The 18,707-nt window shown below is 71.0% G+C and carries 18 protein-coding genes and 1 tRNA gene; 11 read left to right on the plus strand and 8 right to left on the minus strand.

What is annotated here, in order from left to right; translation table 11 throughout:
* Nucleotides 1–6: 6 nt before the first annotated feature.
* The 3 genes from ACILSK_RS11045 to bcp form a co-directional block, all read right to left on the minus strand.
* Entirely contained in the window at nt 7–759 is a 753-nt protein-coding gene (locus tag ACILSK_RS11045; protein WP_395727208.1) for a hypothetical protein, read from the minus strand.
* Nucleotides 760–942: 183 nt separating this feature from the next.
* Nucleotides 943–1,016 (minus strand) — tRNA-Leu (locus ACILSK_RS11050).
* A 19-nt stretch (nt 1,017–1,035) separates the two neighbouring features.
* The gene (gene bcp, locus ACILSK_RS11055; protein ID WP_395727209.1) at nt 1,036–1,512 is read right to left on the minus strand and encodes a thioredoxin-dependent thiol peroxidase; all 477 of its coding nucleotides are present in this window, start codon (nt 1,510–1,512) and stop codon (nt 1,036–1,038) included.
* 125 nt (nt 1,513–1,637) lie between these two features.
* Here bcp and ACILSK_RS11060 point away from each other — a divergent pair, with 125 nt between their 5' ends.
* The 8 genes from ACILSK_RS11060 to urtE all read left to right on the plus strand — a co-directional run bounded on the left by ACILSK_RS11060 (nt 1,638) and on the right by urtE (nt 10,087).
* Complete coding sequence (locus ACILSK_RS11060; RefSeq protein WP_395727210.1) at nt 1,638–1,859, plus strand: DUF3618 domain-containing protein; 222 nt, start codon at nt 1,638–1,640, stop codon at nt 1,857–1,859.
* Nucleotides 1,860–2,072: 213 nt separating this feature from the next.
* A complete protein-coding gene (locus tag ACILSK_RS11065; protein ID WP_395727211.1) occupies nt 2,073–3,338 on the plus strand; it encodes an Ig-like domain-containing protein in 1,266 nt (421 codons plus the stop codon).
* Between the two features lie 98 nt (nt 3,339–3,436).
* Nucleotides 3,437–4,810, plus strand: a complete 1,374-nt coding sequence (locus ACILSK_RS11070) for an amidohydrolase (protein WP_395727212.1) — start codon at nt 3,437–3,439, stop codon at nt 4,808–4,810.
* A 286-nt stretch (nt 4,811–5,096) separates the two neighbouring features.
* A complete protein-coding gene (urtA, locus tag ACILSK_RS11075) occupies nt 5,097–6,356 on the plus strand; it encodes an urea ABC transporter substrate-binding protein (protein ID WP_395727213.1) in 1,260 nt (419 codons plus the stop codon).
* Nucleotides 6,357–6,438: 82 nt separating this feature from the next.
* Entirely contained in the window at nt 6,439–7,323 is an 885-nt protein-coding gene (gene urtB, locus ACILSK_RS11080; protein ID WP_395727214.1) for an urea ABC transporter permease subunit UrtB, read from the plus strand.
* Nucleotides 7,324–7,411: 88 nt separating this feature from the next.
* The gene (gene urtC, locus ACILSK_RS11085; RefSeq protein ID WP_395727215.1) at nt 7,412–8,518 is read left to right on the plus strand and encodes an urea ABC transporter permease subunit UrtC; all 1,107 of its coding nucleotides are present in this window, start codon (nt 7,412–7,414) and stop codon (nt 8,516–8,518) included.
* 1 nt (nt 8,519) lies between these two features.
* Nucleotides 8,520–9,395 (plus strand): urea ABC transporter ATP-binding protein UrtD, encoded by an 876-nt coding sequence (gene urtD, locus ACILSK_RS11090; protein ID WP_395727216.1) that lies wholly within the window; start codon nt 8,520–8,522, stop codon nt 9,393–9,395.
* Nucleotides 9,395–10,087 carry an urea ABC transporter ATP-binding subunit UrtE gene (gene urtE / locus ACILSK_RS11095; protein ID WP_395727370.1) on the plus strand — a complete coding sequence of 231 codons (693 nt, stop codon included), beginning with the start codon at nt 9,395–9,397 and terminating at the stop codon, nt 10,085–10,087. The genes urtD and urtE overlap by 1 nt, the downstream gene beginning before the upstream one ends.
* A gap of 16 nt (nt 10,088–10,103) precedes the next feature.
* On the opposite strand, the gene ppk2 is transcribed toward urtE, so the two are convergent.
* The 3 genes from ppk2 to ACILSK_RS11110 are packed head-to-tail and all read right to left on the minus strand — an operon-like array spanning nt 10,104 to nt 12,148.
* On the minus strand, nt 10,104–10,946 hold the full coding sequence (ppk2, locus tag ACILSK_RS11100; RefSeq protein ID WP_395727217.1) for a polyphosphate kinase 2: 843 nt from the start codon (nt 10,944–10,946) through the stop codon (nt 10,104–10,106).
* 60 nt (nt 10,947–11,006) lie between these two features.
* Nucleotides 11,007–11,915, minus strand: coding sequence for a DUF1206 domain-containing protein (locus ACILSK_RS11105; RefSeq protein ID WP_395727218.1), 909 nt, complete (start codon nt 11,913–11,915; stop codon nt 11,007–11,009).
* Nucleotides 11,912–12,148 (minus strand): DUF2945 domain-containing protein, encoded by a 237-nt coding sequence (locus tag ACILSK_RS11110; protein WP_395727219.1) that lies wholly within the window; start codon nt 12,146–12,148, stop codon nt 11,912–11,914. Before ACILSK_RS11110 ends, ACILSK_RS11105 begins: the two co-directional genes overlap by 4 nt.
* Nucleotides 12,149–12,277: 129 nt before the next feature.
* On the opposite strand from ACILSK_RS11110, the gene ACILSK_RS11115 reads away from it, so the two are divergent.
* The gene (locus ACILSK_RS11115) at nt 12,278–13,567 is read left to right on the plus strand and encodes an alpha-hydroxy-acid oxidizing protein (protein WP_395727220.1); all 1,290 of its coding nucleotides are present in this window, start codon (nt 12,278–12,280) and stop codon (nt 13,565–13,567) included.
* On the opposite strand, the gene ACILSK_RS11120 is transcribed toward ACILSK_RS11115, so the two are convergent.
* Nucleotides 13,519–14,235, minus strand: coding sequence for a hypothetical protein (locus ACILSK_RS11120; RefSeq protein WP_395727221.1), 717 nt, complete (start codon nt 14,233–14,235; stop codon nt 13,519–13,521). The genes ACILSK_RS11115 and ACILSK_RS11120 overlap by 49 nt on opposite strands.
* A gap of 91 nt (nt 14,236–14,326) precedes the next feature.
* Here ACILSK_RS11120 and ACILSK_RS11125 point away from each other — a divergent pair, with 91 nt between their 5' ends.
* Nucleotides 14,327–16,924, plus strand: a complete 2,598-nt coding sequence (locus ACILSK_RS11125) for a PEP/pyruvate-binding domain-containing protein (protein WP_395727222.1) — start codon at nt 14,327–14,329, stop codon at nt 16,922–16,924.
* Nucleotides 16,921–17,550 (plus strand): TetR family transcriptional regulator, encoded by a 630-nt coding sequence (locus ACILSK_RS11130; RefSeq protein WP_395727223.1) that lies wholly within the window; start codon nt 16,921–16,923, stop codon nt 17,548–17,550. The genes ACILSK_RS11125 and ACILSK_RS11130 overlap by 4 nt, the downstream gene beginning before the upstream one ends.
* Nucleotides 17,551–17,561: 11 nt before the next feature.
* Here the strand turns inward: ACILSK_RS11130 and ACILSK_RS11135 are convergent, their stop codons facing one another.
* On the minus strand, nt 17,562–18,641 hold the full coding sequence (locus ACILSK_RS11135) for an NADH:flavin oxidoreductase/NADH oxidase (RefSeq protein WP_395727224.1): 1,080 nt from the start codon (nt 18,639–18,641) through the stop codon (nt 17,562–17,564).
* Nucleotides 18,642–18,707 lie beyond the last annotated feature (66 nt).

Raw genomic sequence — 18,707 nt, forward strand, 5'->3', positions numbered from 1 at the left:
CCCGAATCAGTTCAACGGGCGGCGACGGCCGACGGCCCGGGCGATGACAACGGCGAAGCTGGCGCCCAGCAGCATCAGCCCGAGGACCAGCATCCAGCCGGTGATGCCCCAGACGACCATCTCGGGCCGGGCGAACATCTGGTCGACGAAGCTGGCCACCCGGTCGGCGCCGTCGTACCAGGCCAGCGACCAGATTCCGGCGGCGGTCAGGGCGGCCCCGGGGATCAGGGTCGCCCATGGCGACCAGCCGTTGAGCAGCACGGCGACGAAGATCAGGGCCGCACCGACGGACGTCCAGGTGATGTCCCAGCCGGACGGCTGGCCGCCGCCGTTCAGCATCGACTGGAAGATGCCCATCCCGAACTCGCCGATCAGGTACAGGCCGGTGCCCACCAGCAGGGTGCCCAGGATCGCGCTGAACAGCCCGGCGACGGTCCGCTGCTTGGTCTGCCGGCCGGTCGTCCGCGGCTCGTCCGGGACGTCCGAGCCCGGAGCGGGCACGTAGGTCGGGCTAGCGGAGTCCGACACCCCGTACGTGGACGGATATGCCGCCGCCGACGACTCGGAGTCCAGCGGTTCGTACGGGCTGCCGCTCCAGGCCGAGCCGGACGACTTCGCGGCGCCGTACGGGCTGTCCGGGGAGTCGTCCGAGAAGGGCGACGCCGTCGAGTACCCCGACGACACGGTGGTCACCCCGCCGCGGGAGTGTTCCGCACTGCTCTCACCTGTGCCGGACTTGGTGTTTTCCGGTGCGCTCATCGATTTCGCCCCTCTAGTCGAGCAACTGGCTTCGCCGTCTGGCCGCCGCACCGCGCTGCATCAATGCTCGGGATCAATGCTCGGGACCCGGTGCCAGCGCTTCACATCGTGCTTGTTCACCGGGCGCAGGTGTGGTACCTCGGGCCGCGTGTTGTCGAATCGAGTGTGAACTGGATTGAACAGTGGGGCCGGTGGGACTCGAACCCACACTGGCACGGACCTAAACCGTGTGCCTCTGCCAATTGGGCTACGGCCCCGCAACGTCTGCCCAGCGCCTCAGCTTGCCAGACCCAGCTCCTTGAGCACCCTCGCCACATGGCCCGTCGCCTTGACGTTGCGCCAGGCCTGCTCGATCCGGCCGTCCGCGCCGACCACGAACGTCGACCGGATCACCCCCTGCACCGTCTTGCCGTACATCTGCTTCTCGCCGAACGCGCCGTATGCGGTCATCACCGAGCGGTCGGTGTCGGCGAGCAGCACGATGGACAGGCTCTCCTTGTCCCGGAATTTCGCCAACTTGTCCGGCTTGTCCGGCGAGACGCCCAGCACTGTGTACCCGCCGCCGTCGAACGACCCGCGGGCGCTGGTGAAGTCACAGGCCTCGGTGGTGCAACCGGGCGTCATCGCGGCGGGGTAGAAGTAGACGATCACCGGTCGGCCGGCGAAGTCGGCGAGCGACACCGGGTTGCCGTCCGCGTCGGGCAGGGTGAAGGAGGGCGCTTCGTCGCCCACTCCGGGTGCAGTGGTGGCCATGCGGCTAGGGTAAACACCCGCGGGGCCGGTGTCGGTCCGGGCCCGCCACCGCCGCGCGCAGCGACGTGCCGGCAGTGATGTCCATGAGCGCCGGCAGTGAACCTTGAGGCAGAACGGGAGGCGCCGTGGTCCGCGACGCGGAGACCATCCAGGCGGAAATCGAACGTGCACGGGACTCCCTGGCCGCGGCGGTCGACGAACTGACGACGCGGGCCAACCCCAAGCGGGTCGTCGACGAGGGCCGGCGCACCCTGGCCGCCACCCTCGCCGAGCCGAAGGTGAAGTACTCGCTGATCGCGGTGGGGGCCCTGGTCGGCCTGGTCGTGCTCCGGCGCCTGTTCCGGTAGACGGCGCGAACGCACCGTTCGCGGGCGCCCCGGACGCTTCGCCGGCCGCCCCATGAGGTCGAACTCACGCCGGTTGCGATGCCCCGCCCGGCGTGCTTCACGCCGTTCGCACAGCGACGATCGCTACCCTGCACACAGCCGTGTCTGATCGGCTGCCGTGGCGGGGAATAGCCCGCCCGTGGAAACTCCGGGAGTGGACGAGATTTGACCAGGTTGAACCCTGCACGCCGCAGGTCGCTCGCTGCGCTGCTGCTCGCCCTGGTGGGACTGCTGCTGGTGGCCGGGTGCAGCGGTGGATCGCTCGCCACCGAGACGGTCACCTCGACCGCCGGTGGAACTGCTGGCACCGGCGGCGCCAGCAGCGCCGACGCCAGTTCGGTGGCCTCCACGACGGTCGTCCCGCCGGTGGCCACCGTCGCGGCGACCCCCGCCTTCGGGACCGAGGGCCTGTCCCCGGTCGAGCCGCTGACCTTCACCATCGCCAAGGGCACTATCGACAACGTCCAGATGACCAACCCGGACGGCAAGGTCGTGCAGGCGACCATCGGGGCCGACCAGACGTCGTGGACGGTCGGCGAGCCGCTCGGGTTCGGCAAGACCTACACGGTCACCGGCACCGCCACCGGCACCGACGGCAAGCAGATCCCGATCCAGGGCACCTGGACCACGGTCGGTGAGGACACCAAGACCCGCAACACGATCAGCCCCAGCGACAACGCCGAGGTCGGCGTCGCCGTCCCGGTCAGCGTCAGCTTCGGCGCCGAACCGCAGGACCGGGCGGCCGTGGCCAAACAGATCTCGATCACCACCACCCCGCAGGTGGAAGGTGCCTGGGCCTGGATCAAGCACGACGACGGCCGCTGGGCCCTGGACTTCCGGCCCAAGGACTACTGGCCGTCCGGCACCCAGGTGCACGTCGATGCCAAGCTGTACGGCGTCAAGCTCGACGACACCTCGTACGGCGCCGCCGACATCACCAGCGACTTCACCATCGGCCGCAACCAGGTCGTGGTCGCCGACGTGAACTCGCACGACATGCTCGTCAAGCGCGACGGGCAGGTGGTGGCGACCTACCCGGCCTCGTACGGTCGGGGAGGCGACAACGGCGATCCCAACCTGGTCACCCGCTCCGGCACCCATGTGGTGATGGCCAAGGACGCCGAATACCTGATGAACAACGCCCGGTACGGCTACACCAACAGCCTGCAGCGGTGGGCAGTGCGGATCAGCAACAACGGTGAGTTCATCCACGCCAACCCGGCCAGTGCCGGCGCCCAGGGCAACAGCAACGTGACCCACGGCTGCATCAACCTGTCCAACGCGGACGCCGAGGCGTACTTCAACTCCGCCTTCCTGGGCGACCCGGTGGAGATCTCCGGCACTGACATCACCCTCAGCTCGATGGACGGCGACGTCTACACCTGGGCCATGGGTTGGGACGAGTGGAAGGCCATGTCGGTCCCGGTCGGCACCGCCTGACCGGACCCGGGCGACAGCAACCCGGCTGCGGGCCCCCGACCGATCCGGTCGGGGGCCCGCAGTGCGTTCGGCCCCCGGCCCTGCGGCAAGATGCCCGGGTGAGCGAACTGCGGGTCGTCGGGGCGACGATCGTCGCCGATCCCGAGCGGGAGTTGCGCGACGCCGAGATCGCGTACTCGTCCGACACGGGCCGGGTGACCTACCTGGGTCCGGTCCGCGGGCCCGTCCGGTCCGCCGATCTGGACGGGACCGGGCGGCTCGTGCTGCCCGGCCTGGTCAATGCGCACACCCACGCCGGGATGTCGCTGCTGCGCGGCCACAGCGACGACGAGCCGCTCGACCGCTGGCTCGGCCACATCCGGGCGTTCGAGCTGCGGATGACCAGGGACGACATCCGGGCCGGCCTGCTGCTGTCCATGGCCGAGATGATCCGGTCCGGCACGGTCGCCTTCGCCGACATGTACCTGTGGGACGCCGGGCTGGTGGGCGACGTGCGCGACGCCGGGCTGCGGGTGCTGGCCGCCACCGCGGTCTTCGGGTACGACGCCGTCGCGTACCCGGCGGCCACCCCGGAGACCGGCGCCCAGGTGCTGGACCGGACATCGACCCTGGCCGCCGAGTTCGCCGGCGACGAGCTGGTCCAGGTGTCGTTCGGCCCGCACGCCCCGTACACCTGCGGGCCCGAGCTGCTGGCGGACGTCGCCCGGCGCGCCACGACCCACGACCTGCCCGTGCACATCCACCTGTCCGAGACGGCGGGGGAGGTGCGGGACAGCCTGGACCGCAACGGGTGCTCGCCGATCGCCCTGGCCCACCGGGTCGGCCTGGACGCCGGCCGGTTGCACGTCGCGCATGCGGTCCACCCGCACGACGACGCGGACCTGGCGATCCTCGCCCGGCCCACCGTCTCGGTGGCGCACTGCCCGGTGTCCAACCTCAAGCTGGGGGCCGGGGTCGCGCCCGTTCCGGAGTTCCAGGGGTCGGGCGTCTGTGCCGGGCTGGGCACCGACTCGATGGCCTCCAACAACAGCGCGGACATGTTCGAGGAGATGAAGACGGCGGCGCTGGTCGCGCGCGGCACTCGGCGCGATCCCACCGCGGTGCTGGCCGCCGACGTGGTGCGGATGGCCACCCGGGGTGGGGCCCGCGCCTTCGGTGACCGGCTCTCCGGGCGCCTCGCCGTGGGCGAACCGGCCGACCTGATCATGCTGGACGTCACCGCGCCGCACGCCACCCCGATGCCCGAACCGGTGGCGCACCTGGCGTACTCCGCCCGGGGGTCCGACGTCACCGACGTGGTGGTGGCCGGCCGGCGCCTGCTCGCCGCCGGCCGGCTCACCACCCTGGACGAAGCGGCCATCCGGGCGGACGTCCGGCACCGGGTCGCCCGGATCACCGCCGAGTTGGGGCGTGCTCTCCCGTCCGGGCGCCGACCAACCCGAAAGGTTGACCGGGGCGCCACGCAGGGTTGAGTTCGGATAACGATCCACTACGTCAACCGTGCTCGGCAATCTCGAGTTAACGAGTGGTGTCCTCAGCGGAAACACAGGACTCCTACGGTCGCTGCGTGATCCCCGGTCCGCCGGGGTGATCCGGGTTCCGGCTGGCGACCCCACCCATCCGCCGCGGAGCCTCGGTACCCACCGACCTCGCATCAGCCTGACGTCCCGGTAGTGAAACGCACTGCTGCACGCCCCGGCCCACCGACGTGTCCGGCAGTCGTGCACGCGTTCGCCCGGCCCAGTGAAGGGGCTCCGCATGACCCGTCCGACCTTCCGTTCGACGCTGCGCCGCACCCGCGGCCCCGCCGTGGCGCTCGCCGCGTTGCTCGCGCTCACCGCCTGCGGTTCGCGGGTGGACACCGCATCCACCACCTCGGCCGCGGCCGGCGGGTCGGGCTCGGTCCCCGGCGCAGCGGCGGCCGGCTGCGTCGACACCTCCGGCGACAGCGTCAAGATCGGCTTCCTGAACTCGCTGTCGGGCACGATGGCGATCAGCGAGAAGACGGTGCACGACTCGCTGCAGATGGCGGCCGACGAGATCAACGCGGCCGGCGGGGTGAACGGCAAGACCCTGGACGTGATCACCGAGGACGGCGCATCCGAGCCGACGGTGTTCGCTGAGAAGGCCGAGAAACTGATCAAGAGCGACTGTGTCGCAGCGGTATTCGGCGGCTGGACGTCGGCGTCGCGCAAGGCCATGCTGCCGGTGTTCGAAGGCAACAACTCGCTGTTGTACTACCCGGTGCAGTACGAGGGCCTGGAGGCGAGCAAGAACATCTTCTACACCGGGGCGACGACCAACCAGCAGATCGTTCCGGCGCTGGACTATCTCAAGGAGCAGGGCGTGACCAGCCTGTTCCTGGTGGGTAGCGACTACGTCTTCCCGCGGACCGCCAACAAGATCATCAAGGCGTACGCGGCGGCGAACGGCATCGAGATCAAGGGCGAGGAATACACCCCGCTCGGCGACACCGAGTTCTCCACCATCGTGAACAAGGTGCAGGCCTCCGGTGCGGACGCGGTCTTCAACACGCTCAACGGTGACTCGAACGTCGCATTCTTCAAGCAGTACCGCAACGTCGGCCTGACGCCGGAGACCATGCCGGTGGTCAGCGTGTCCATCGCCGAGGAGGAGGTCGGCGGCATCGGCCTGGACAACGTGGTCGGACAGTTGGCCGCCTGGAACTACTTCCAGACGATCGACACCCCGGTGAACAAGAAGTTCGTCCCGATGGAGGCGGCCTACACCTCGCTGTATCTGTGGAAGCTGATGGCCGAGAAGGCCAAGGCGTTCGACACCGCCTCGATCCAGGCGGCGGCCGACGGCATCACGTTCGACGCGCCCGAGGGCACGGTCGTGGTCGACGGTGCGAACCACCACATCAGCAAGACCGCGCTGATCGGCAAGATCGGCCCGGACGGCCTGCTCTACACCGAGTGGAGCTCGCCCGCGCCGATCCAGCCTGACCCGTTCCTCACCGGTTACCCGTGGGCCGCGGGGCTGGCCACCGGCTGAGTCCGCCCGTCACCGCCGGCCGCTCCGCACCCGCGGCGCGGCCGGCGGTCGCCGGGATCCACCAGCCGAGAGACAGGACGGCATGGATACTTTCGTTTCCCAGGTGTTCGCGGGTCTGAGCGTCGGCTCGATCCTGCTGCTCATCGCGCTCGGCCTGGTGCTGACGTTCGGTCAGATGGGCGTCATCAACATGGCGCAGGGCGAGTTCATCATGGCCGGGGCCTACACCGCGTACCTGATGCAGTTCGTCTTCTCCTCGCCCGGGGTGTCGCTGCTCGTCGCGCTGCCGGTCGGCTTCCTGGTCGCCGGCCTGATGGGCGTCGTCCTGGAGGCCACCCTGCTGCGCCGGATGTACGACCGGCCCCTCGACACCCTGCTGGTCACCTGGGGTGTCGCGCTGATCCTGCAGCAGGCGGCCCGGGACATCTTCGGCGCACCCAACGTGGACGTGCCCGCGCCGAGCTGGCTCAAGGGGTCGGTCGAGCTATTCGGCGTGAACCTGCCGCTCTCCCGCATTTTCATCCTGCTGCTCTCGCTGGCCGCGGTCGCCGCGCTGACCTTGGTGCTGACCATGACGTCGCTCGGCCGGCGGATCCGAGCCACCGTGCAGAACCGCCAACTGGCCGAGACGTCCGGCATCTCCACCCGCCGGACCGACCGGACGACCTTCTTCATCGGGTCCGGGCTGGCCGGCATCGCCGGGGTTGCACTGAGCCAGATCGGCTCTATCGGGCCGACTCTGGGCACGAACTACGTCATCGACGCGTTCCTGGTGGTCGTCGTCGGCGGCATCGGGCAGATCAAGGGCGCGGTGATCGCCGCGTTCGCACTCGGCCTGCTGCGGTCCGGGTTCGAGTTCTGGACCTCGGCCAGCATCGCCAAGGTCCTGGTGTTCATCGCGATCGTGGTCTTCCTGCAGATCCGGCCGCAGGGCATCGTCAACGTGCGGACCAGGAGCCTGGCATGAGCGAGCGACAGCGAGCGAATCATCAACACCGCGGCGGCACGCCCGGGAGGGGCGCGGAGCCTGCGAGTGACCCGTCGGGAGTGCCGGCATGAGATACCTGACGGGTTATCGGGTGTGGCTCGGGCTGGCGATCGGGGCGGTCCTGCTGTTTCTGGTGGCCCCGGCGGTGCTGTCCGACTTCCGGCTGAACCTGCTCGGCAAGTACCTGTGCTTCGCGATCATCGCCGTCGGCATCGGTCTGGCCTGGGGTCGCGGCGGCATGCTGACCCTGGGCCAGGGCGTGTTCTTCGGCCTCGGCGGCTACGTGATGGCCATGCACATGAAGCTGGACGACGCCGGGCCGTCCGGTGTCCCGGACTTTATGCGGCTCTACGGTTCCGGCACCGTGCCGGCCTGGTGGGAGCCGTTCCGCAGCGACATCATCACCCTGATCGGAATTGTCGCTATCCCCGGGATCCTCGCGCTGGTGCTGGGCCTGGCCACGTTCAAGCGCAAGGTACGGGGCGCCTACTTCGCCATCCTGTCCCAGGCCCTGGCGGCGGCGTTCGCCATCCTGTTGATCGGCAATCAGGCGACCACGGGCGGCACCAATGGGCTCAACGGGTTCCGGTCCTTCTTCGGGTTCGATCTGACCGATCCGGCGAACAAGCGGATGGTGTACTTCATCACCGCCGGCGTGCTGCTGGCGATGGTGCTGATCGTCCGTCAGCTGTACGTCAGCCGGTACGGCGAGCTGCTGGTGGCCTGCCGGGACAGCGAGGAACGGGTCCGGTTCCTGGGCTACGACCCGGCCAACGTCAAGACGGTCGCGTACGTGATCGCGGCGGTGATGGCCGGCATCGCCGGCGCGTTGTTCACGGTGATCGTCGGCATCATCTCGCCGGCCGATGTCGGCATCGTGCCGTCGATCTCGATGTTGATCGGGGTGGCCATCGGCGGGCGGACCACCCTGCTCGGGCCGGTACTGGGCACCATCGCGATCGCCTGGATGGAGACCAGCCTGTCCGAGTCCTTCCCCTCGTTCTGGATCTACTTCCAGGGCGCGGTGTTCATGCTCGTGGTGGCGTTCCTGCCCGGCGGGCTGGCGTCGCTCGGCTCGGTGCTCGGGCGGCTGCGGCGGCCATCGCGGCCGGCCGGGCCGCCGGTGGATCCGGCCGGCGCGGATCGCCCCGACATGGTGAAGGGTTCGGCCTGACGTGTCCGACTACCTGGAAATCAGCAAGCTGCGGGTCGCCTTCGACGGCTTCGTGGCGGTCGACGACGTCGACCTGACCGTGCTCAAGGGCGATCTGCGGTTCCTCATCGGGCCGAACGGGGCCGGTAAGACGACGCTGATCGACGCGGTCAGCGGCCTGGTGCCGTCCACCGGCTACATCGAGTTCGCCGGGCAGCAGCTGTCCGGGCGTAAGGTGCACACGATCGCCACACTCGGCGTGGGGCGCACCTTCCAGACGGCGACGGTGTTCGAGAAGCTCACCGTGCTGCAGAATCTCGACATCGCGGCGGGAGCGTCGCGCAAGAAGCTCTCGCTGCTGCGCAGGCGCCACGGGGTGCCCGGCCCGGTGCACGAGGTGCTGGAGACCATCTCTCTGGTCGAGCTCGCCGACGTGCCGGCGGGCATCCTTGCGCACGGGCAGAAGCAGTGGCTGGAGATCGGCATGCTGCTCGTGCAGAACTCGCAGTTGCTGATGCTGGACGAGCCGGTGGCCGGGATGAGCGCCGAGGAGCGGGACGAGACCGGCCGGTTGCTGCAGCGCATCGCCCAGGACCGCACTGTCGTGATCGTCGAGCACGACATGGATTTCATGCGATCGTTCGCCACATCGGTCACGGTGCTGGCGGCCGGCAAGGTGCTGTCCGAGGGCACCGTCGCCCAGGTGCAGGCCGACCCGAAGGTGCAGGAGGTCTACCTGGGCACCGCGGGGCACGCCCTGGCCGGCGGTGCGGACGTGGTGGAGGTGATCGCCGCGCAGGCCGAACAGGTCGCGCTCGAGGTCGGGCAGGCCGATGGTGGTCAGGTCACGCCGGCCGGCGAATCGGCCGGTTCGGTTCCGGAAGGGGCCTCGTCATGATGCTCGAGTTGACTGACGTGCACGTCGGTTACGGACGGACGGACGTGATCCATGGGGTCTCGGTCGCGGTGCCGGAGGACGGCGTGGTGGCCGTGATGGGGCACAACGGGGCCGGCAAGTCGACGCTGCTGCGCGCGGCGGTCGGGCTGCTCAAGCCGCGGTCGGGCCAGATCCGACTGCTCGGTGAGGATGTCACCACACTGGCGCCGAACCAGCGGGTGGCCCGCGGGCTGGCCTACGTCCCGCAGGGCCAGCAGTCCTTCGGTCAGCTGACCACCCTGGAGAACCTGCAGCTGGTCGCCGACGGCCGGCGCCGGGGCAAGGACCTGATCGCCGAGGCGCTCGACCTGTTCCCGGCGCTGGCCGGGCTGCTCGGGCGCAAGGCCGGCCTGCTGTCCGGCGGTCAGCGCCAGCAACTGGCGATCGCCCGGGCGCTGATCACCGAGCCGAAGATGCTGATCCTGGACGAGCCCACCGAGGGCATCCAACCGTCGGTGGTGGCCGAGATCGAGCAGACCATCATGGATCTCACCGCGCGGGGGGGACTGTCCGTGCTGCTGGTCGAGCAGCACGTCGGTTTCGCGCTCGGCGCGGCCGCGCACTACTACGTGCTCGCCTCGGGCCGGGTCACCGCCTCGGGCGCGGGTGGCGGTGCCGCGGTGCCGCAGGTGTTGGCGGCCATGACGATCTGACCGGCCGCCGACCCCCCTACAAAGCCGGCTTGACCAGAGAAGAGGCGTGGTCCTTGACGTACTTGAACTCCTCCCGGGGCGGCCGCAGGTAGCTGGTGCCCGGCGGCCGCTCGGGGATGGTGACCGGTTCGGGTTCGATGTGCTCGTACGGTACGTGCTCGAGGATGTGCGCGATGACGTTGATCCGCGAGCGTTTCTTGTCCTCGCTCTCCACGGTGTACCAGGGCGCCTCGGGGATGTCGGTGTGGATGAACATCTCGTCCTTGGCCCGCGAGTAGTCCTCCCAGCGGCTGATCGACTGCACGTCCATCGGCGAGAGCTTCCACCGGCGCATCGGGTCGGTGAGCCGCGAGTGGAATCGGCGTTCCTGCTCGACGTCCGACACCGAGAACCAGAACTTGAAGAGCAGGATTCCGTCCTCGACCAGCAGCCGCTCGAAGATGGGCGCCTGGTGCAGGAATCGCCGGTACTCGTCGGTGGTGCAAAAGCCCATGACCCGCTCGACGCCGGCCCGGTTGTACCAGGACCGGTCCATCAGCACGATCTCGCCCGCCGCGGGCAGATGCTCGATGTACCGCTGGAAGTACCACTGGGTTCGCTGCCGCTCGGTCGGCGCCGGCAGCGCCACGATGCGGGCCGTGCGGGGGTTGAGGAACTCGGTGATCCGCTTGATCGCCGAACCCTTGCCGGCGGCGTCCCGGCCCTCGAAGATCGCCACGATCCGGGTGCCGGATTCGCGCACCCATTGCTGCATGGTGACCAGTTCGGTCTGCAGGCGGCGGAGTTCGGCCTCGTACGCGGACTTCTTGATCTTCGGCGGGCGATCCGGATCGACGACCTTGTTCTTCTTGTCACCCACGGCGGGCACTCCTCGGCAGGGCTGGACTCGACGCGGCCGTCGCCGCGTCGAGTCAGCTTGTCATGCCGTCCGGCCGCCCGCTGCCCGGGTACCTGCGGTTTCGCCGGACCGTTGGCCGGTTCCCGCGTCGATCTTCGGGTGCCGGGCCCAGAAGAAGCAATAGACGCCGAAGCAGACCAGCCCGAGCGCGACGACGGTCAGCAGCACCGACCCGAGCGGCGCCGAGTTGATGGTGCGCAGGGCGTCGTCCAGGCCGCCGGCCTTGCTGGGGTCGTAGGTCACCGCGGCCCAGCCGAACAGCCCGCCGACCACGGCCATGGCCACCCCCTTGCTGATGTAGCCGGCCTGGCCGAGGCGCTGCACGCCGGCCGAGGCGCCGCCCGCCAGGTCCTCGGTGAACTTGCGCTTGATCCCCTTGATCACCAGCCGGACGGCGATGACCACGATCACCACGCCGACGGCGCCGACCAGGATCCGGCCGAACGGCAGCTCCAGCAGCCGGGCGGTCCAGCCTTCCTGCTTCTGATCGCCCGACTGGGACGCTCCCTGCAGCGCGGAGATGGCGGCGACGGCGATCGCCGCGTAGGTGATTGCCCGGCCCACGGAGCTCAGCCGCTTGCGGACGCGTTTGAATCCGGACGGCTTGTCCCGATGCCCCCAGGCGGCCTCGGCCGCCTGCCAGACCGTCATCGCGAACAGGCCGAGCACCGTCAGCCACAGCACGACGACACCGACCGGGTTCTGGGCCATCTCGGCCAGCGCGCCTTGCTGGGACGCCTCCTGGCCGCCGCCCGTGCCGCCCCAGGCGACCTGCGCGGCGATCCAGCCGACGAGGATGTGCACGATGCCGTAGGTGACCAGGCCGACAGTCACCAGGATCCGGAACGGCTTGCTGTCCACCGCCTGCCCGCCGGCGCGCTCGGCGCCGTCCTTGGCCGAGCGGGCCGCACCGGCGGCACTCGCGGTCATGACCGGCGTCCGGACGCGTCTGGATCCAGCGCGTCCGGCTGGTGCACTGCGGTCCGGCCGGACTTGTCGCTGCGGACCAGGTACTGCGGGTCGTCCGCGGACGCCCGCACGGTCCGGCCGGCGGCCTCGGTGTCCGTGGTGATCTGCTGCTCCACGGTGCCGTGGGTGGTCGTACCGTGCGTGCGCCAGGACACCTCGTCGCCCGGCTGGCACCTTTCGTCGTCCTTGCTCACGGATCTGCCTCTCCTGGGTTGCCTGCGCGGCGCATGTTCCCGGGCCGTGCGGTGCTCAATCGCCGGTCTTCGCCCCGCGGACCACGGACCCGGGTGGTCGGGCGCCCGGAGGTGGGTCAGGCTGGACCGATGTCCCAGGTCACCCTGCCCGCGGCCGCACTCGAATCGATCGGCCGCGCCCGTCAGTCGCACATCTACGCCGGCGGTGTTCTCGGCCGGCGGCCCGCGGTGCCGACCACCTGGGTCGAGCTCGACCGCCGGGCGCGCCGGCGGCTGACGCCGAAGGCGTACGGGTACGTGGCCGGCGGCGCCGGGTCCGAGTCGACGATGGACGCCGACCGATCCGCGTTCGACCGGTGGCGCCTGGTGCCGCGGGTGCTGCGCGACGTGTCCGTCCGGGACACCTCGGTCGAGTTGTTCGGTCGCCGGCTGCCGGCTCCGCTGCTGCTCGCCCCGATCGGGGCGCTGGGCATCGTGCACCGGGAGGGCGACCTGGCGGTGGCCCGGGCCGCCGCCGCGCACGGTGTCCCGATGATCTTCTCCAATCAGGCGTCCGTCGCGATGGAGCAGTGCGCGGCGGCGATGGGGGACGCGCCGCGGTGGTTCCAGCTGTACTGGTCGACCTCCGACCAGCTGGTCGCCAGCCTGGTCGGCCGGGCCGAGCGGGCCGGCTGCTCGGCGATCGTCGTCACCCTGGACACCACCATGCTCGGCTGGCGACCCCGCGACCTGGACCGGGCGTACCTGCCGTTCGCGGTGGGGGACGGCCTGGCCCAGTACACCTCCGACCCGGTGTTCCGGCGGCTGGCCGGCACCGCCCCGGCCGGCCCGGCCGGCCCCGCTGGGCGGCCCCGGTTGGCCGAGCTGCCCGCGGTACTCCGGTCGGTCGCCCGGATGATGTCGAGCACCGCCCGGCCGCCCGGCCGAGCCCGGGCGATCGTGCAGACGTTCCTACAGACCTACTCACGGCCATCGCTGACCTGGAGCGACCTGCCGGCGCTGCGGTCGCTGACCTCGCTGCCGATCGTGCTCAAGGGGATCCAACGCGGTGACGACGCCCGCCGGGCGCTCGACGCCGGAGTCGACGGGATCATCGTGTCCACGCACGGCGGCCGGCAGGTGGACGGTGCCCGCGGCGCACTGGACAGCCTGCCGGAGGTGGTCGCGGCGGTGGGCGGTGCGGTTCCGGTGCTGATGGACTCGGGGATCCGCGGCGGCGCCGACATGCTCAAGGCGGTCGCGCTCGGTGCCCGGGCGGTGTGCGTGGGGCGGCCCTACGCGCTGGCGCTCGGTCTGGCCGGCCGGCGGGGCGTCGACGAGCAGCTGGCCAACCTGATGGCCGAGTTCGACCTGACGCTGGGCCTGTGTGGCTATCGGTCCGTGGCCGAGCTCGACCCGTCGGTGCTCGAACGGGCCTGATGGGCCGACGACCGGGCGCGGCGGTCGATCTGCACCGGGTACCCGGCGGCGAGCGCGCGGACCGTCGCCGGTGGGGTGAGCAGCCGGGCCGCGCCGCGGGCCGGGCGGACCTGCGCCGGGCCGTACCCGTCGACGGTCCAGCCGATCACCGCGTCCCCGATCACCACGGCCGGCTCGTCCCCGAGCACGACGAACGTGCCGTCGGGCAGTTCCCGCCACGGGCGGTCGTGCAGCCGGCGGCGTGAGCTTCGGGGGTACCGGCGCTGCCGGTCCAGCAGACGGTCCAGATCCGGTGCCCGGTTCGGCACCGGCAGACGCTCGTCGGGGTCGCCGTCCGGACCCGCGGCGGCGAGTGCGTCGAGGAAGGCGCGGAACGCCGGGCGCCGGCATTCCGCGCACGGCCGGTGCCCGGCGGCGAAGGCCACGGCCTCGTCGGGGAAGAACAGCGGCGTGTAGTGGCCGGGTGCCCACTGCGGGATGCGCCGTCCGCGGAAGTCCAGAACGCAGGTGATCCAGGCGATCCCGGCGTGCTGTCGGACGATCCGGGCGTCGTCGCCACCTCCGCGGTGCAGGATTCCCCGGTTTCCCGTCCATGCCCCGCGCACGTCGATGGGCACGATCTCACCGGACGGAGTGACCCGGTTGCGGCGCGGCGGTGGTTGGCCCATGGCGTCATGATGCAACCCTTGCGCGTCGTGGTCGGTGGTGTCAGGCTGACCAGTAACTCCACACTTGTGGAATTAATCAAGGGGCTTGTCGATGACCACCGTTGCGTCCGTCGTGTTCGAGCTGTCCGACCTGTCGAGTTCGCAGCTGGCGCAGGTCGGCGGGAAGGCCGCCAATCTCGGCGAGCTCCTCGCGGCCGGATTCCGCGTGCCGGACGGCTTCTGTGTGGGCACGGCCGCGTATCGGGCGGCCACCGACGGGCGACTGCCGGTCCCGGTCCCCGTCGACGCCAACGCGGCGGCGGTTGCGCGATCGGCGGTGCTCGCCGCGCCGATGCCCGCGCCGGTGGCGGACGCGATCCGGGAACGCTACGCGGACCTGGGACCGGACGTGCCGGTGGCGGTGCGGTCCTCGGCGACCGCGGAGGATCTGCCCGGCGCCAGCTTCGCCGGTCAGCAGGACACCTACCTGAACGTCGTCGGCATCGATGCCGTGCTCGACGCCGTCCATCGATGCTGGGCCTCGCTGTGGACCGACCGGGCCGTGGCCTACCGCGCGTCGCAGGGCATCGACGACGACGTCGCCCTCGCCGTGGTGGTCCAACGGATGGTCGACGCCCGGGCCGCCGGTGTGCTGTTCACCGCCGACCCGATCACCGGGCGGCGCCGGCAGGCGGTGATCGATGCCGCACCGGGACTGGGCGAGGCGGTGGTGTCCGGCAGCGTCGACCCCGATCATTTCGTCGTCGACACCGCGACCGGGCGGATCTTGCGGCGGACGGTCGGCGGATCCGGGACGTACTGCCTGACCGACGGCGAGGTCCGGGAGTTGGCCGAGCTGGGCGACCGGGTGGAATCGGCATTCGGTTCACCCCAGGACATCGAGTGGGCGTTCGATCCGGCCGGTGACCTGTGGCTGACCCAGTCCCGGCCGATCACCACCCTGTTCCCGGTCCCGGTCCGATCGAAACCCGTTGCTGCCGGCGATGTTCGGGTCTTCTTCTGTGTCACCCTGGCCCAGGGTCTGCACCGGCCGATCACGCCGATGGGGCAGGCGGCGTTGCGGGTGATCGGCGGTGGATTGCCCACCCTGGCCGGCTATCCACCGGAGTCGATCACCGGTGGCCCGGCCGGTTTCGCGATCGCCGCCGAGCGGGTCTTCGCCGATTTCACCCCGGCGCTGCGGTCCCGGATCGGGCGCGCCATCGCCCCGCGCGGGTTGGACGTCATGGAGGCCCGGTCGGCGGTCGTGCTGCGCGGGTTGTTCGACGACCCGCGGTTCTCCGTGCTGCCCGGATCGCGGCGGGCCGGGGTCCGCACCATCCTGCGGGCGGTGGTCGCCGTTCGGGCGCCGTTCGGTGCGCTTCGCGCGGCGGTCCGGCCGGCCGCGGCGATCCGCTCCGCGCGGCGTTCGCTGACCCGGATCGAGCGCGCACCGGTGCCGCCGCCGAGCGCGCCGATCCGGGAGCGGGTGGACGCCGCGATCGACCTGCTGTCCGGGTCGTTCCCGCTGGCACCGCGAATCCTGCAGGCCGCCGTGGTCGGCTTCGCCGGGCTGGGCCTGGCCTGGCGGTTGCTGCGCGGCGACGTGACCGCCACCGACGCGGAGACGGTGCTCCGCGGGGTTCCACACAACGTGACGACCGAGATGGACATGTCCCTGTGGGATATGGCGGTCCGGGTGCGCGGCGACCGGGCGAGCGCGGACCTATTGGCCTCGACCGCAGCCGACGAGCTCTCGGTTCGGTATCGGGCCGGGGACCTGCCGGCGGTGCTGCAGCGGGAGATGGCCGCCTTTCTGGCCCGGTACGGGCAACGGGCGGTCGCGGAGATCGACCTCGGCCTGCCCCGCTGGTCCGACGATCCCGCCCACCTGTTCGGCGTGCTCGCGGGATACCTGCGGCTGGACACCGGCGCCGGCGCCACCGCCGTGGCGCCGGATCGCCGGTTCGCCGACGGGGTACGGCAGGCCGAGGAGATGGTGCACGACCTGGTCGGACGTGCACGCCGGCGAGGCCCGCTGCGCGGTGTGCTGGTCTCGTTCGGGCTGCGCCGCGCCCGCGCCCTGGTCGGGCTGCGGGAGATGCCGAAGTTCCTGATGATCACCGCGATCGCCCGGTCCCGCGGCATTCTCGCCGGGGTCGGCGCCGAACTGGCCGCGGCCGGCGCGCTGAACGCGGCGGACGACGTCTTCTTCCTCGACTTCGACGAGGTCAAGGCGGCGGCTGCCGGCCAGGATCTGCGGGTGACCGTGGCGCAGCGCCGGGCGCGGTACGAGCAGGAGTTGGGGCGGCGGCACGTGCCCCGGGTGGTGCTGTCCGATGGCACGGAACCGGAGGCGGTCGCGGACGTCGCCACCACCGGTGAGCCGGGCACGCTGGTCGGCTCGCCGGCCTCGGCGGGCACCGTGACCGGGGTCGCCCGGGTGATCCTCGATCCGGTCGGCGCGCGGCTCGAACCCGGAGAGATCCTGGTCGCGCCCTCCACCGATCCCGGCTGGACACCGTTGTTCCTGACCGCCGGCGGGCTGGTGATGGAAATGGGTGGGTCGAACAGTCACGGCGCGGTGGTGGCGCGGGAGTACGGGATTCCCGCCGTGGTCGGCGTGGCCGGGGCCACCCGGGACATCCGGTCGGGGATGCAGATCACCGTTGACGGTGCGGCCGGTGTGGTGCGGATGGCGGGCGAGTGACTCAAGGCGTGGCCGGGCGGACGGGCCGGGGCCGGCGACCGGGGCGGCCCTCCGGCGGCGCGTCCAGCACCCGGAGCCAGGTGTTGGCGGCCGCCCGTCGCGCCTTCACCGACCGGGGGTATGCCGGCGCGTCCATCCGACAGGTCGCCACCGACGCCGGGGTGGACACGGGCATGATCCGGCACTGGTTCGGCGACAAGGCCGGCCTGTTTCGCGCCGCGATGGAACCGACCGTCGACCCGGACCAGTTGCTGGCCGGCGTCCTCGACGGCGGTCCGGAAGGGCTGGGGGAGCGCCTGCTTCGCCGGATGCTCGGCGAATGGGACGTGGTCGGGATGCCCAGCCCGATGATCATCCTCGTGAGATCCGCGGTTTCCCACGAGGAATCGACGGTGCTGTTGCGCACCTTCGTCACCGACCAGATCCTGCGCCGGCTCTCCGGAGTGCTCGGCGAGCATGACGGGCCGCTGCGCGCCGCCCTCGTCGGCAGCCAGATGATCGGGCTGGTGATGGCCCGCTACATCGTGCGGGTGGAGCCACTGGCGTCCGCGACCGTGGACCAGGTCGTGGTCGCGGTCGCGCCCACCCTGCAGCGCTACCTCACCGGCGAGATCGCCGGCGGCTGAGCGGTCCCGGATCACCGCCAGGCGCCGCGCAGGTACTGCGGGGGGTACGGCGCCCGGTCCCGGGGAAGCCCGAGCTCGTGGGCGGCCCGCAGCGGCCACGCCGGTTCGCGCAGCGCGGCGCGGGCGAGCAGCACGACGTCGGCCGACCCCTCGTCCAGGATCTGTTGCGCCTGCACGGGTTCGGTGATCATCCCGACCGCTCCGGTGGGGATGCCACTCTTGGTGCGGACATCGCGGGCGAACGACACCTGGTAGCCGGGGCCGACGGTGATTTGTTGCGCCGGGTCGAGGCCGCCGGACGAGGTGTCGATCAGATCGACGCCGTGCGCCCGCAGCAGCCCGCCCAGTTCGGCACTCTCGGCGACGGTCCACCCACCGTCGACCCAGTCGGTCGCGGAGATCCGCACCAGGACCGGCTTCCCGGCCGGCCAGGCCGCGCGGACCGCGTCCACCACCTCCAGGACCACCCGCGTGCGGTTCTCGAAGCTGCCGCCGTACTCATCGGTGCGGCGGTTGGCCAGCGGGGACAGGAACTGGTGCAGCAGGTACCCGTGGGCGGCGTGCACCTCGACGACGTCGAATCCGGCGTCGTCGGCGCGGCGGGCGGCGTCGGCGAAAGCGGTGACGATGTCGCCGATCTGCTCGATGGTCAGCGTGGCCGGGGTGGCATACCCGTCGAATGCGACGGCGGACGGTGCGACGGTCGGCCAGCCGCCCTCGCTCTCCGGGACCGTGCCATGGCCGAGCCATGCCGTGGCGGTCGAGGCCTTGCGGCCGGCGTGGGCGAGCTGGACGCCGATCGACGTGCCCTGGGCGTGGGCGAAATCGACGATCCGCCGCCAGGCGACGATCTGCTCGTCGTTCCAGATGCCGGTGTCCTGCGGGCTGATCCGGCCCTCCGGGGTGACGGCGGTGGCCTCGGTCAGGATCAGGCCGTAGCCGAGTGCGGCGTGCGAGCCCAGGTGCACGAGGTGCCAATCGGTGGGGACGCCGTCCTGCTTCTCGACGCTGTACTGGCACATCGGGGACAGCCAGATCCGGTTCTTCAGCGTCAGGTCCTGCAGGGTGATGGGGTCGAACAGCGACGGCATGGGACTTGCCTTCCTCGGTACGTGTCCGAGGTGCGGCGGTGGACCCCGGTGGCCGGTGGCCCGGCC

The organism is Nakamurella sp. (assembly GCF_044224575.1).
In the GTDB taxonomy this organism is placed as follows: domain Bacteria; phylum Actinomycetota; class Actinomycetes; order Mycobacteriales; family Nakamurellaceae; genus Nakamurella.

What these genes read in the sequence shown, in the direction of transcription:
- ACILSK_RS11045 (WP_395727208.1), bottom strand. Translation starts at nt 759, where the DNA reads ATGAGCGCACCGGAAAACACCAAGTCCGGCACAGGTGAGAGCAGTGCG.
- bcp (WP_395727209.1), bottom strand. Translation starts at nt 1,512, where the DNA reads ATGGCCACCACTGCACCCGGAGTGGGCGACGAAGCGCCCTCCTTCACC.
- urtA (WP_395727213.1), top strand. Translation starts at nt 5,097, where the DNA reads ATGACCCGTCCGACCTTCCGTTCGACGCTGCGCCGCACCCGCGGCCCC.
- urtB (WP_395727214.1), top strand. Translation starts at nt 6,439, where the DNA reads ATGGATACTTTCGTTTCCCAGGTGTTCGCGGGTCTGAGCGTCGGCTCG.
- urtC (WP_395727215.1), top strand. Translation starts at nt 7,412, where the DNA reads ATGAGATACCTGACGGGTTATCGGGTGTGGCTCGGGCTGGCGATCGGG.
- urtE (WP_395727370.1), top strand. Translation starts at nt 9,395, where the DNA reads ATGCTCGAGTTGACTGACGTGCACGTCGGTTACGGACGGACGGACGTG.
- ACILSK_RS11105 (WP_395727218.1), bottom strand. Translation starts at nt 11,915, where the DNA reads ATGACCGCGAGTGCCGCCGGTGCGGCCCGCTCGGCCAAGGACGGCGCC.
- ACILSK_RS11115 (WP_395727220.1), top strand. Translation starts at nt 12,278, where the DNA reads ATGTCCCAGGTCACCCTGCCCGCGGCCGCACTCGAATCGATCGGCCGC.
- ACILSK_RS11120 (WP_395727221.1), bottom strand. Translation starts at nt 14,235, where the DNA reads ATGGGCCAACCACCGCCGCGCCGCAACCGGGTCACTCCGTCCGGTGAG.
- ACILSK_RS11125 (WP_395727222.1), top strand. Translation starts at nt 14,327, where the DNA reads ATGACCACCGTTGCGTCCGTCGTGTTCGAGCTGTCCGACCTGTCGAGT.
- ACILSK_RS11135 (WP_395727224.1), bottom strand. Translation starts at nt 18,641, where the DNA reads ATGCCGTCGCTGTTCGACCCCATCACCCTGCAGGACCTGACGCTGAAG.